General features: G+C 49.2%; 10 protein-coding genes and 1 other RNA gene. 10 read left to right on the top strand and 1 reads right to left on the bottom strand.

The features are described 5' to 3' along the window. The first annotated feature begins 80 nt into the window (after positions 1-80). Positions 81-436: a transfer-messenger RNA gene (gene ssrA, locus AN963_RS30385) on the top strand. Between the two features lie 76 nt (positions 437-512). Here ssrA and AN963_RS15830 read toward each other — a convergent pair. Continuing rightward, positions 513-1,343, bottom strand: a complete 831-nt coding sequence (locus AN963_RS15830) for a CPBP family intramembrane glutamic endopeptidase (RefSeq protein WP_055745510.1) — start codon at positions 1,341-1,343, stop codon at positions 513-515. Between the two features lie 661 nt (positions 1,344-2,004). Here AN963_RS15830 and AN963_RS15825 point away from each other — a divergent pair. The 9 genes from AN963_RS15825 to AN963_RS15785 all read left to right on the top strand — a co-directional run bounded on the left by AN963_RS15825 (position 2,005) and on the right by AN963_RS15785 (position 14,040). Then, positions 2,005-3,144, top strand: a complete 1,140-nt coding sequence (locus AN963_RS15825) for a saccharopine dehydrogenase family protein (RefSeq protein WP_055745509.1) — start codon at positions 2,005-2,007, stop codon at positions 3,142-3,144. 248 nt (positions 3,145-3,392) lie between these two features. Then, positions 3,393-4,991 (top strand): amidohydrolase, encoded by a 1,599-nt coding sequence (locus AN963_RS15820; protein WP_055745508.1) that lies wholly within the window; start codon positions 3,393-3,395, stop codon positions 4,989-4,991. Positions 4,992-5,023: 32 nt separating this feature from the next. Then, complete coding sequence (locus AN963_RS15815) at positions 5,024-6,154, top strand: ABC transporter ATP-binding protein (protein WP_055745507.1); 1,131 nt, start codon at positions 5,024-5,026, stop codon at positions 6,152-6,154. 14 nt (positions 6,155-6,168) lie between these two features. Continuing rightward, positions 6,169-7,065 (top strand): ABC transporter permease, encoded by an 897-nt coding sequence (locus AN963_RS15810; protein WP_055745506.1) that lies wholly within the window; start codon positions 6,169-6,171, stop codon positions 7,063-7,065. Further along, positions 7,066-7,848, top strand: coding sequence for an ABC transporter permease (locus AN963_RS15805; RefSeq protein WP_055745505.1), 783 nt, complete (start codon positions 7,066-7,068; stop codon positions 7,846-7,848). It begins immediately after the preceding gene. Positions 7,849-7,883: 35 nt separating this feature from the next. Then, positions 7,884-8,951 (top strand): ABC transporter substrate-binding protein, encoded by a 1,068-nt coding sequence (locus AN963_RS15800; protein WP_055745504.1) that lies wholly within the window; start codon positions 7,884-7,886, stop codon positions 8,949-8,951. A gap of 20 nt (positions 8,952-8,971) precedes the next feature. Continuing rightward, positions 8,972-10,408: a gamma-aminobutyraldehyde dehydrogenase gene (locus tag AN963_RS15795; protein ID WP_055745503.1), complete on the top strand. Its 1,437-nt coding sequence runs from the start codon at positions 8,972-8,974 to the stop codon at positions 10,406-10,408. 309 nt (positions 10,409-10,717) lie between these two features. Further along, positions 10,718-13,102: a toxin Cry1Ac domain D-VI-related protein gene (locus AN963_RS15790; protein ID WP_055745502.1), complete on the top strand. Its 2,385-nt coding sequence runs from the start codon at positions 10,718-10,720 to the stop codon at positions 13,100-13,102. Between the two features lie 59 nt (positions 13,103-13,161). Continuing rightward, positions 13,162-14,040 (top strand): GNAT family N-acetyltransferase, encoded by an 879-nt coding sequence (locus AN963_RS15785; RefSeq protein WP_236707996.1) that lies wholly within the window; start codon positions 13,162-13,164, stop codon positions 14,038-14,040. Positions 14,041-14,054 lie beyond the last annotated feature (14 nt).

The raw sequence follows: 14,054 nt of genomic DNA, 5'->3' as shown, positions 1-14,054 counted from the left end.
TAAACAATGTTAACAACACAGTCTAGGTGCGGAACGCTTTGGTTGTCTCTTCACCTAGACTTTTTGTCACCTCTTACCCTGGGGGCGTTCTGGATTCGACGGGGATGGTAGAGCATGAGAAGCGAGCCGGGGGGTTGCGGACCTCGTCACCAACGCAAACGCCATTTAACTGGCAACAAACAACTTTCTCTCGCTGCTTAATAACCAGTGAGGCGCTACCATTCCATCGCCCATGTGGCATGACTAGCGCTCAACTTTAGTGGGATACGCCGGAGGCTTCCGCCTGGAGCCAAAGGAAGAAGATCAATCAGGCTAGGTGTTGGGTCAGCGCGTCACTCCGCGAATCCACCACTGAAATCTAAATGAGTGACTGCGCTCGGAGATGCTCATGTATCGCTGTTTTCGGACGGGGGTTCGAATCCCCCCGCCTCCACCAAATACATAAAGTGAATCCACCTGAAAAGGTGGCTTTTTTTGTTTTTATAGGCAAGTAATCCGCCTTTATCATGTCCTCAGCGATTCATGATTCCTTTTTCGCTTGTGTAAACTTCTTCGAAGACGGACACTTTTTTTGTACGATATACGACATAGGTTAGAGCCATACTGACCGTACACAATAAAATGTTGAACATGCCTGGGTCGTATGCGTGTTGTATTTTTATTACCTGTAGCAGGGGAGTATCCCCCAAGAAAATCGATAACAACATATTAATCACCGCATGAATCCAGGTAGAGGTAAAAAGAGAGCCTGTTTTCGTGTATACATACATGAAGCTCATACCAGCTATTAACCAGCCTACGACTTCGTCTGCACTGTTAAAACCCTTGATCAGAACATGCTGCATCATAAAGACAAGTTGCGAGATCAATAACATTTTCCAATAAGGTAGGTGCTTTAGCTCCCAGTAAAAGTAGGCTCGATTAAAAATCTCTTCTTGATAGGCTGCGACAAGAAGGGTGATAAATAATGCGGCGAATGTCAGATACCCGTCTACAGTCAAAAATGCTTCTATCTGTACGGTAAATTGAATATCAAATACCTTTGTAAAAAGGATTGACACGAGTGATAGGAGAAGGATTGCTGATAGACAAAAAAGGGCAGTCTGTTTGTTTACTTGTAATCGAAGCAAAGAAAAAGGAAGCTTTCCTAATTTTGAAGCGATGATCATTTCAACAGCGATTAAAATCAAGGAAGCAATTGTCACAAAAAGGGCGTATGAATAAGGCTCCTCGGGAGTTATCGAAAGGTTTAATGCTGAAATAACGACTTTCACCAAGACAAAAGTTGCAGCAACTAACAGAAGTAAGGCAAGCGTAAGACGTGCATAAACATTTTTCAACATGCTCTGTCTCCTTTCATAAACCAAATTATCGCGTCTAGAAATCACGGTACAGATAGTCACCATGAACACCACAATGTTATACCTTCGATCAATGACGTGCCTCCTATCCTCTTATTTTCAGTTCAAAACGATCAAAACTGGTAAATCGGGTTCTAGTCGTTGTTAGTATCATAAATAGGAAAAATTGTTTGCAAAACTAACCTGGGGTCACTCCGCGAATCCACCACTGAAATCTAAATGAGTGACTGCGCTCGGAGATGCTCATGTATCGCTGTTTCACCCATTCGGGTACTGACGTCGGACGGGGGTTCGAATCCCCCCGCCTCCACCATACATACCCACAATTTTGATCTTGAATAATCTCTCAGCTACATAAGTCTTGAACATGCCAAACAGTTATCACAGGATATCCTCCGTGATGACTGTTTTTTTGTTGTTCAGATCAAAGAAAAAAGGCACCAGATATCCCGACTGATGCGGAACTTCATCAAACTCGATGAATGATGATGGCATCGTGTTATCAAAACAGGACAGGCAATCGCCCGTTTTGTGTCAAATTCGGTTGGCATAATAGTTGCTATTCAAGAGAGTGTATTCATGCTGGGATTAGTGAGAGCGTTGAACAACACTGTTGCGTACAAACGATAGCGGAGGGATTCTCTTGGACAGAGTAGTTGTATTAGGTGCGACAGGCACCATCGGCAAAGTAATTGTCAAAGATCTGGTAGAAAGTGGAATCGACGTCGTTGCGGCCGACCTGGATCAGACGAGACTGAAGGAACTGGAGACATGGATCGGCAAAAAGATCACGACCACTACGCTGAATATCAGAGAGTTGGAAGCGACGAAAGATGTATTGCGGCAAGGAAGGGTTTGCGTCAATGCAACAAACTACGTCTTCAATCTGGATGCGATGAAAGCGGCTTCTGCCGTTGGCGTCGACGTGCTTGATCTAGGCGGACTGTTTAAAATGACGAATGAACAATTGAAGCTGGATGCCCAAATGAAGGAAGCGAATATTCTCGCGATTACGGGGATGGGTTCCGATCCGGGCTCTTCAAACGTTTTTTGCCGTTACGGTGTAAACGTGCTTGATTCAGCGGAAGAAATTCATATCCGCTATGGTTCTACATCTTCAGGGGCAACATTTGCCTTCGCAGCGGATACGGTCATCGATGAAGCGGTCAAAAACGCCATGGCAGTCAAAAACGGTGTTCTGGTAGAGATTCCGCCCCTGGCAGATGAAGAATTTACGCATTTTCATAAAGATTTGGGCATCCAAAAAACGTATTCCATCATTCATTCCGAACTGGCCACACTGCCCACAAGTTTCCCGGGAGTGAAAGAAATCACGTACAAAGACACGTGGGACCCGGCGACCATCGAGAAAATCAAAATGCTCGATGAGCTGGGGCTTGTGGACACAGCGGAATTGGGGGACGGCACGGTCCCACGCAGGCAGCTGGTTTCCTTGCTCGGCAAGGTGCTTTCCAGAAAAGAAAAGCCCGTCTGGGGCAAAGATTCGCTCTTGGTCGAAGTCGTCGGGAAGAAGGATGGCAACGATGCACGCGTTCGCTTGGAACTGTTGACGGGCTATCATGAGGAATGGGGCGTGAGTCCGACTCAGTATGCCACAGCGATTCCTGCCTCCATCGTTTCCCAGATGCTGTTGAAGGGCGAAATTACAGAGAAAGGTGTAAAACCGCCAGAGCTGTGCGTTGATCCTGAAGTGTTCCTTTCATATTTGAAAAAGAAAAACGTCGAGCTTTATTTCACATACAGCGAGACGAAAAAACAGTAATCGTTTTGGAGAGACAGACCCCTGAGCCTCACCAAAGGCAAGGGGTCTGCAACATTTGCGTCGGGACTTGCTGATGCAAAATGACATCGATGCAGGATGGCATAACAGATCGTTGAATGCCCGTTGAATCTCGGAAAAACAGCGTGCTTTTACGATTTAACAGATGAAACGGATTGGATTTCGTCTTCTGTCATCTTGGTACGAATATTGCTTTTTACTAGGAAAACTGTTGTTGAGGGGGCAAGGAAATGCAGCACACTGATCAGCTCGATATGATCATCACTAGCAATGCAGTGTTTACAGGTGTTGAAAATGCGCCAAGACCGGCTGCCATTGCCATTAAAGGGAACAGAATCGTGGGAGTTGGCGCCGAGAATGAATGGGAAGCACTCATCGGGCCAGACACGAAGATTTATCGGTTTGAAGACAAACTTGTGATGCCAGGGTTTAACGATATGCATCTCCATGTTGTCCCTGCTTGTCTGATGGAGGATCATGTAAACCTCCTTGGGGCACGTTCTGAGACGGAAGTGGCTGAGATGGTCGCGGCGTTTGCAAAGTCTAGGCCGGATGACGAGTGGGTGCAAGGCTACAGTTGGTATCATACGTACTGGGATGAGCCGAAACTGCCGCATCGTTCGACATTGGATGCGGTCATCCCGGATCGTCCGGTCTTTTTGTTTCATGCGTCAGGCCATACGGTGTGGGTGAACACGAAGGCGCTGGAGATACTCGGCATTGACCGGAATACACCGGACCCACCGCATGGAGAGATTGTGAGAGACGAGGACAACGAGCCGACGGGAATACTTTATGAAGCGGCGGCCAGTATGGCTTCCCGACAGGCGATGAAGCTGCCGGCAGACAGAAAGCGGCAAGTGTTCGAGACGTTTCTGGGCCATGCAGCGACGTTTGGTGTTACCTCGGTCACCGATATTTTCAAAGTGACCGACATGGAAATCAATGAGCTGCCGCTTTACGAGGAGTTTGAACGGGAAGGCAGGTTGACCACCCGAATACACTTTTTGATTGGGCTTGAAGACGATATCGAGCGTGCGAGGCAGCACCGGGACAACTACACATCCGGGACACTGAGATTTTCCGGCCTGAAAGAATTTTTGGACGGGGTGGTAACGACACACACAGCCCTGCTTGTGGAACCGTACGCGGATTTGCCAGCGACGTGTGGCCCCAATCCTCCCGAGACGATGAAGGAATACGTTCTTGCCGCCGATAAAGAAGGATTCCGCATTCGCTTTCATGCAGTCGGAGACGGTGCCGTCCGCCACGCGCTGGATTTGTTTGAGGAAGCGCAGCGAGTCAATGGGACACGAGACGCCAGACATACGATCGAGCATATCGAAGTGGTACATCCCGATGATATTGGACGATTTCAAAAACTGGACGTGATTGCTTCCATGCAGCCGGAGCATATGGGCCTGATTAACAAGAGCCACTATTTTTCGTGCATTGGTGAACGACAGCAGTACACATTTGCCGTCCGATCACTGCTGGATGCTGGCGCGAAAGTGGTGCTCAACACAGACTATCCGGTCGTCTCATTCAATCCGATGCTGGAAATCTATCGAGCCGTAACAAGAATCACAAACGACGGTGAGTTGTTTAACGGGAAAGAAGCGATCACGTTGGCGGAAGCGTTGAAAGCGTATACAGTAACAGCGGCCTACGGCGTTTTTCGGGAAGACGAGTTGGGTACGCTGGAAGCGGGCAAACTGGCTGACCTGATTGTTCTTGACCGCGATTTGTTCAACGTACCAGCGGAGCAGATTAAAGACGTGAAGGTTGGGTTGACCATCATGGATGGCAAAGTGGTATACGAAAAATAGCCTGCATGCAAAAGAAACGGGAGAGTGTGTTGATGACAGCCCATTTGGACATAAAAAGCGCGCAAAAATTTTATAAAAAATACAAAGCTGTAGACAACGTCAATCTATCGATCAAAAAAGGGGAATTTGTCACTATTTTGGGGCCGAGCGGTTCCGGAAAGACGACGCTGCTGAAACTGATCGCGGGGTTTGAAGAGCTGAACGATGGCGCAATTTTTTTGGATGGTCAGGATATCACGAAAAAGAAAGCGTATGACCGCAATATCGGCATGGTTTTCCAAAATTACGCCCTGTTTCCGCACATGACGGTGTTCGATAATATCGCCTACCCTCTGCGCCTGCGTAACGTTTCGAAGGCGGATCTCAAAGCGCATGTAAGCCGGGCGCTTCAGACCGTCAGACTCGAAGAATTTTCTTCACGCTATCCAAATCAGCTTAGCGGTGGCCAGCAGCAGCGGGTTGCGCTCGCCAGGGCCATTGTGTTCAATCCCCCGCTCCTGTTGCTTGACGAACCGCTTGGGGCGCTGGATAAAAACCTGCGTCACCAGATGCAATATGAAATTAAACATATTCAGCAAAGCCTGGGTATTACTACGGTCAATGTGACGCACGATCAGGAAGAGGCACTGACCATGTCGGATCGAATCTGCGTCATGAACAAAGGCCGCATCGAACAAATCGATACGCCGGAACGACTGTACAATCACCCCAAGAGCAAATTTGTTTCCAGTTTCATCGGGGAGATTAATTTGCTTCAAAGTGAGCTCATCCATACAGAAGCGGGTTTGGCCGTGGTGAAGCTGCTGGACGGCCAAGTTGCCAAGGTGAGAGTGGAACAGCCGGACGTTGCAGCACAGTCAGCGGTATGGATTGCGATTCGGCCAGAAAATATCCATGTCGTCCGGGATGGAGCGGTTTTTACGAACATGCACGAATTGACCGTGCTGGAAAAAACATATGTCGGGGAGTCGTTTCGAATCGAAGGGACGAGCAAAACGAAGGAAAGGCTGACCATCAAGCTGCCTTATGCTTCATCAAGGGAGATTGCCGTTGGCGATGAAATCCGGGTCGGCTGGAATGCCGATGAGGCAGCATTGATAGGTGATGAGACAACATTGAAACCTGAAGATACCGACATCAGGGGAGCAGCCAAAATATCCTAAGGGGCGCATTATCCATGAATAACGCAGAAGTGCACATGACGACAATGCCGTTGAAAAGAAGAGTTACCCTTTCAGCAGTGCCGGGCTTGCATTGGCTTCTCGTTATCATTCCGGCATTGTACATGTTGCTGCTTACATTTTTCCCAATTCTCAAAATAATGAAACTGGGCGTGCATAACGGAGAATCCTACACATTTCAGTATATCCTTCAGGTGTTCACCACACCGGTTTATGTAAAGGTCGTACTCTACACATTTAACGTTTCCCTAATTGCTACCATCGCCAGCTTGCTATTTGGCTATCCGATTGCCTACACGCTTTATCAGATGAAGTCGGAGAAATGGAAAAGAGTGATGCTGGCTCTCATTATGATCCCATTCTGGATCAGCGTTCTCATACGTACGTTTACGTGGGTGATCATGCTCCAAGACACTGGGCCGATCAATTCGATACTGAAGGGGCTCGGCTTGATCGACGAACCGCTGCATCTCCTCTATTCCATGACCGGAAACGTTGTCGGCATGGTTCATTACTTGTTTCCTTACATGGTGCTATGCATTTATTCGGTCATGCAAGGGATTGACCAGCGATTGCTCCAGGCGGCGGAAGGCATGGGGGCTCGCCCTTGGAAAGTGTTTCGCGACGTTTTGTTCCCGTTGTCGATTCCAGGCGTAGTGGCAGGGGTACTGATTTGTTTTGTATTCAGTCTCGGCTTTTTCATTACGTCAGTCATCCTGGGCGGCCCGAAGGACATGATGATTTCCAATTTGATTGCGAATTTTATCAACGTGACATTGAATTGGCATTTGGCGGCCGCACTGTCCATCATTCTTTTGGCTTCGACGATCATACTGATACTTGTACCTATTCTTATTTTCAGAAACCATTCCGCGATAAAAGGGGTGATGTAAGTGTGGCTTAGACTTCTGGCAGCCCTCATTATGATTGTGTTTCTGGCCCCTATCCTGCTGGTGATCCCGTTATCGTTTACATCTGTGTCGTACTTCCAACTGCCACCGCCCGGATATTCGCTGGACTGGTATGAAAAAGTGCTGAATAGTCCGGTATGGATCGAGGTATTTTCGCGGAGTCTGTTCATCGGGGGCACGACGGCGAGTGTATCGGTTATTTTAGGCACAATGGCCGCGCTGGCCTTTGTTCGTTTACATTTTTGGGGCAAGAAACTGTTTGTTCCCTTGATACTCTCGCCGATGGTCGTTCCTGCTGTTGTGGTTGCGATCGGGCTGTATCGTTTTTTTGCTCCGTTCAAGTTGACGGATACGTATACAGGGATGATTTTGTCAAACGCGGTCATTGCGATTCCGGTCGTATTTACGACGGTAGCCTCTAGCTTGAAGGGGGTCGACCACAATTTGGAATTGGCCGCCATGGGACTGGGCTCCACGCCCGTTGGTGCATTTTTCAAGGTTACACTTCCCTTGATTAAACCCGGAATGATCTCGGGGGCGCTGTTTGCCTTTTCGATCGTGTTTGATGAGCCGATCATTTCGCTTTTTATGGCGGGGGCGGGTACGAAAACATTGCCGGTCAAGTACTGGGAAAGCTTACGAACAAGCATCGATCCGAGCATTGCAGTTGTGTCGACCGTGTTGATCGTGATGACCGTGGCACTATTCCTCATCCAGGGATGGATCTCGTCTCGATCTGCAAAAATGAGCTACCAGAAAGAGTAGTATCATTCGCTTAGACTAGAAAAGGGGGAGTTAATGTGTTGAAGAAGATCGGCAACATTGCATTGATTACCGTTTTAAGCAGTTCGTTATTCGCTTGCAGCAAAGCAGACCCGGCGAACACATCAGGGCAAGGTGCAGCAGAGGTGCAGAAGCTGACTATCGTGGACTGGGATTCGGAATTGATTGAGATGCGTAAAAAAACGATCATCGAACCGTTTGAGCAAAAATACAACGTGAAGATCGAAATCGAAACACCACCGGATTACGGGAAGCTGAAAGCGATGGTTGACAGCGGCAACGTAACGTGGGATGTCGTGAACGTCGACTCGTTCTTCGGCAAATTGGCTGGTAGCCAAGGGTTGTTTGAACCGCTGGATTACAACATCGTCAAAAAAGACGGGTACAACGAGCAAAGCGCAAGCGAACATTTCATCGCTTCGGAATCGTTTGCGACTGTGATCAGCTGGAATACTACGAAAATCGATGCGGCGCATGCACCGAAGACGTGGGCTGATTTCTGGGATGTGAGCAAATACCCTGGCGGTCGTTCCGCATATAAATTCCCGGCCCCAATCCTGGAAATGGCCTTGCTTGCTGACGGTGTACCTGCCGACAAGCTGTATCCATTGGATCTGGATCGCGCATTCAAGAAGTTGAACGAAATCAAGAAGAATTTTAAAACATGGTGGACGAACGGAGCGCAGGTGCCGGATCTGTTGGTCAACGGAACGGCAACCATATCAACTGCCTATGACGGCACGATCACGTTGCAGAAGCAAAAGGGGACGCCCGTTGATTTCACGTATGAAAACGCGATCCGCAGCTATGAAGGCTGGGTCATACCGAAAGGCACCAAAAACAAAGATCTGGCAATGAAATTTATCGCTTTCGCCACTTCTCCGGAAGTCCAGGTCGAATTCGGGAAAACAGCGAGATATGCCCCAGCGAACCAAAAGGCAATTGACCTGTTGTCGGAACAAGACATGCAGCGTCTTGGCGTCACACCCGAGCTACAGAAAAAACAGATTATGGCCGACGATTCATATTGGATCAAGAACTTCGATCAAGTACAAGTGCGCTTTGAACAATGGCTCTTGGAGTAACTAGGAGGGGGAATCTGTAAATGACGCAAAGAAAAGAGATTTTCATAAACGGACAATTTGTTAGTAGCAGGAGCGGGCGATATGATCGCATCATTAATCCTGCGACAGAGGAAGTGATTACAGAAGTCCCCACTTGCACGGACGAGGATGTCGATCAGGCCGTAATAGCCGCCAAGGACGCTTTCGACTCGTGGAAACAAACGACTCCGGGGGAAAGAAGCACGGCTTTGTTGAAGCTGGCAGATCGGATTGAATCGCATGCGGATGAGCTGGCAACGATGGAAACGCACAATGTCGGGACCCCGATTCAGTTTTCAAGCCATCTGATCGAGTTCATTGTCGATAATCTGCGGTTTTTCGCTGGAGCAGCACGAATGATGCAAGGCCCTGCATCCGGTGAATATATGGCCAATTACACCAGCATGCTGCGCAGGGAGCCGCTCGGCGTCATTGGGTCCATTGCGCCATGGAATTTTCCGCTGGCGATGGCCATCTGGAAAATTGGACCAGCGCTCGCCGCCGGGAATACTGTCGTGCTGAAGCCCTCGGAGCTTACGCCGTTAACCGCGTTGAAGCTTGCGGAATTGAGCATGGGCATTTTGCCGCCGGGCGTGTTGAATGTCGTTACCGGCATCGGCACGGAGGCGGGAGCCGCGCTTGTCCGTCATCCGGACGTGAAAATGGCGGCGCTTACCGGAAGCGTTCGGGCCGGGATGTCCATTGCGAAGGAAGCCGCGAACACGATGAAAAAATTGCATCTGGAGTTGGGCGGCAAAGCGCCATTTATCGTTTTCGATGATGCGAACCTGGATGAGGCCGCGTATTGGGCGCTTGCCAGCGGTTTTTACAACAGCGGTCAAGATTGTACGGCAGCCACGAGAATCTATATTCAGGAAACAGTGTATGACGAATTTATCAGCAAGCTGATTCCTCATGTGGAAAGCACGGTGATTGGAGATCCGCTGTCACCGGACACCTTGATGGGACCTGTTATTTCGGAGGCTCATTTGATGAAAATTGATCAAATGGTAAAGCGTGCTGTCAATGATTCGGGGTGTACGGTATTGACAGGGGGCTCCCGCATAGATCGGCCAGGCTTCTACTACAAACCGACCGTCATCGCAGGTGCGAAGCAGACAGATGAAATCATTCAGGAAGAAGTGTTCGGTCCTGTCATGACTGTGACTCCGTTTACCACCGATGAAGATGCCATTCGGCTGGCAAACGACTGCAAGTACGGCCTTGCCTCCTCGGTGTGGACGAAAAATGTGGACCGTGCCATGCGGGCGAGCAAACAGCTGGATTTCGGTGAAGTGTGGACGAATACGCATCTTTTCCTGACGAGCGAGATGCCGCATGGCGGACACAAGATGACGGGTTACGGATCAGACTTGTCAATCTATGCGGTGGAAGAGTATACCCGTTTAAAGCATGTGATGATCAAGTGTGAGTCATAAGTTGCGCATCGATGTCGGGAATGTTTTTCTGAGTTACCTATTCTTTGAACTTACGAACAGTTGTCGCAGGGTGTCCTCTGTGATGACTGTTTTTTTCTTTGCATGGAACGAACAGAAGCAAGAGAGCGTGAAGGGGAGGAAATCCCACTTTTATGGGTAGATTTCCGAAAGATATTTCGATAATCCATACTATTTTCCCTATAATCGCGAAAAAACCAACTTTGGTTAGTATTATTTGCATTCCCCATTTTGCTACGATTGCCACGGTTATTTACATTTGTGTGCGAAAAAGGGGAGCGAAGAGCGAAAATGAGCAAAAGGGATCAAAAGGCAAGAACAATCATGACGGCGGTCGTGTCCACCGGCGTATTTCTTTCGCTGGTCAGTCAGGCATTCGCCGAAACGGCGAGTCCGGCAAAGGCCATGCACATGTCGTATGCAGAGGAAACGGCCGACTCTTTTGCAGTAAGAAACGCAACCGGTGAACCGACTGCAAGTGAATCAACCGGTACGATAACTGCTGCTGAGCAAGCGAAAGAGACGGGCACCGAGAGCGTGCGGGAAGAAATTGAAGAGTTCACGGCAACGAACGGATTGATTACCGTTACGCTAGGCGAGATCCCGGACGAGGCTCTTTCACAGAGGGACCTTCGATTCACCCTGTCTGTCAACGGCACGCGCCCACAGCGTATAAGTGCAGGTAGTTTTTTGTGGCTTCCAGAAGAACGGAAAGCATTAATCAGTTTTTCGCCTATACGGGCTGCCAAAGACGAGAAGACTGTGACAATTGCGATGAAGTATCACGAGGCAACAGCGACCCAAACGTTCACAATAGCGGGCAAAGACGCTGAGGTGGACCGCGTGGAGATCTTCGCGCTGGCTAAAGATGAGCAACTCTATACGGATAAAAAGAACGACAGATCGTTAAAACTGATCGCCGTAGCGTATGATGATCTGGATCGGGTGGTCACGGACAATGTCAACTGGCGGACCGCCGACAAGAAGGTGGCAACAGTCAATTATCTCGGAACGGTAAAAGCAAAAGGAACAGGTGTAACAGAGATCATGGCCAAGATAGGCGATGTGGAAGCTGATTTCGAAGTGTCGGTGAACCAAGCAGATCTCCCTGGAAAGCAGCCGGAATTGTCAGTCCAAAAAGAGACCATCGAAGAGGCGGAGGCCAATGATGGGAGCATCACTTCCAAACAAACGATCAAGCTGAAGAATGGCTCGTTCCGCGACGATATCTCCGGGGAAGATGTCAAGGCGAAGAACCTGCCGGAGGGGCTTGGCATAACAGTGGAGCGGGAATCAGAGGACGAGCTTACTGTATCGTTTACAGGCAAAGCGAAAAAACATGCGCAAACCGATGGCAGGAATGATGTCAGCTTTACCGTTGACAAGCGGAAAATCAAGCGGGCGAAAGCGGATGTCACTACGGAGAATTTCACAATCAGGTTCAAAGATCCTATCATCGTCAGTCCGCCTGTCGATCCGCTTCCCCAGCCTGATTACCTGGCCATCGCCCGCAAAGCGGTAGCCGGACTGTTTACCGATCACACCAAAACGGCGCTGAAGCCCGGTATCACGCAGGAAACGATCGACGCCGCGCGAAACAAGGTGGAGCGGTTGGACAACAGCGTACCGGATAAAGCCGGCTTGCAGGAAGATGTGAAAAATGCGCAGAAGTTGTACGATCAGGTCCCCGGCGGCGGAAATCCGGAAGAAGCGAGACAAGCGGTGGAAGCCCTGTACACGGACTCTGACAAGGTGAGATTGAAGCCCGATGTGACGGAAGCGATGATCGATGCCGCCAAAGCAAAGGTGGATGCAGTAAGCGACAGCGAGCCGGAGAAAGCCGAACTGTTGGACTATATTGAAAAAGCGAAGGAACTTTTCTTCGGTCCAAGGATTCTGCGCAAGGAGGATGCGGAGATCTATTTGGGAATTGGAGCTGAAGATTCCCTCTCAAGTATAACGTTGCTTGACGACGTGCAATCGAGTGGTCCTTTCAAGCACAGAATGAGCGAGTACGTGGAAGCGTATATGAACAATAAGCCTGGCAGCTTCTCTTATGATCCAAATACGGACCAATTTAACGTCATCGTGGACGGAGCAAACGCCGGATATGTCAAATACGGTTATGACGAAGATACACTCTCTGTCTTAAAGGATGAAGAAACGAGGGGGGTAACATTCGAGGCTACGCCAGATGCTTCAGAGGGAGATACATCCTATCTTACCTTTACTTATACAAATGGCGAGATCACTACCGATCATGTGGAGATTCCGGTCTATTTTGACGCAACACTGCCCAAGCTTTTGCCGCCAGTGCAGCAGGCAGACAACGTATTTACGCTGCAGGCCAGCGAACCGCTTGACGAGAAATTAAGCGGTCAGTCAAACAATTTTTCCAGGCTTTTTGATCGTGTCGAGATTGCCCTAAACGGCGATTTTACCGATACCTCTTCTGGGAATGTCAAAGATTTCGCCGAGGCCGTATTGGTTACCGTTTCCGGAGATGAGATCACCGTGAGTTTACGATCTGATTTTATCGATCAGCTCGGACAGGCTCCAACAGCAGATACCCAAGTCAGATTCACTACGAGGATGCTGCGTGACCGTGCAGGGAACAAATTTGATCCTAGCTTCAATTCGGTTACCGCCAAGTGGAAAATCGGAAGTCCGGATTAACACAGAAAAACGTCTCGATCGGGATATGCCCTTTATTCGGGTAAAAGGAGAGAGCACCAGTGTACCACCTTATCGAACTAGCATCAGCAACCGCACACCCGTATCAATCCATGCTCCATCCCAAACATCACGACCTGCTGCGGAATTTGAACGGAAGATCAGTCTGGGCATTCGGCGCGGTCTGCGACAGTCAACCTTTTGGTCTGGTGGCAGGATATTACGATCCAGAGCGTCAGCGAGGCGAGATCGCCTCTCTCGTGGTGGCAGATGGCTATCAAAAACAGGGAATCGGCCGAGCTTTACTCAGACAGGCGGAAGAAAAAATCAGAGAGCAGACCGGGCAATTTACCGATTGTTTTTCCATCATAAAAGCCGATGATTTCGACTGGCTTGACCGGTTTTTTCGCGAGGAACAATGGGAGCCGCTTCGGACGAACATCCAGCTGTATACACTGGGATTGCGGGAAGGCGAACTGTCCGAGCTGTCCTGGCTGGAAAAACTATCCTTACCCGCCGGATTTTCCACGTTCTCCTGGGGGGAGCTGACTGCGCAGGAAAGGCAACAGGTGGAGCAAGGCTGCGGCCGCTGGTACCAACCCATCCTCTCTCCTTTTATCGATGAACAAAAAATCGACCTTCATTACAGCCTTGGCCTGCGATACGAAGATCAGGTGGTCGGATGGATGATTGTCCAACAGCTTGCAAGCAATATGCTTCTGTACAAAACGCTGTTCGTCCAAAAACGATTTCGGCAAAAGGCACGCGGTATCGCCTTGCTTGCAGAGGTAATCCGCAGGGCACACAAGACATTTCCGTTTGGCATGTGTTTCGTGGAGCAGGGGAATGAATCCATGCTGCGGTTCCTTAATCGGCGTCTGGAGCCGCAGATCTTGTACAGAAAGCTCTCGGTTTCGACAAGCAAGCGCCTGGATCGCTAAAAGCAGGTAAACCA

It is taken from the genome of Brevibacillus choshinensis (genome assembly GCF_001420695.1).
Classification (GTDB): domain Bacteria; phylum Bacillota; class Bacilli; order Brevibacillales; family Brevibacillaceae; genus Brevibacillus; species Brevibacillus choshinensis.
This window is presented reverse-complemented; position numbering and strand designations above follow the sequence as displayed.

Coding starts and splice junctions, on each gene's coding strand:
- AN963_RS15790 (WP_055745502.1), top strand. CDS start 10,718: ATGAGCAAAAGGGATCAAAAGGCAAGAACAATCATGACGGCGGTCGTG.
- AN963_RS15830 (WP_055745510.1), bottom strand. CDS start 1,343: ATGTTGAAAAATGTTTATGCACGTCTTACGCTTGCCTTACTTCTGTTA.
- AN963_RS15820 (WP_055745508.1), top strand. CDS start 3,393: ATGCAGCACACTGATCAGCTCGATATGATCATCACTAGCAATGCAGTG.
- AN963_RS15795 (WP_055745503.1), top strand. CDS start 8,972: ATGACGCAAAGAAAAGAGATTTTCATAAACGGACAATTTGTTAGTAGC.
- AN963_RS15815 (WP_055745507.1), top strand. CDS start 5,024: ATGACAGCCCATTTGGACATAAAAAGCGCGCAAAAATTTTATAAAAAA.
- AN963_RS15810 (WP_055745506.1), top strand. CDS start 6,169: ATGAATAACGCAGAAGTGCACATGACGACAATGCCGTTGAAAAGAAGA.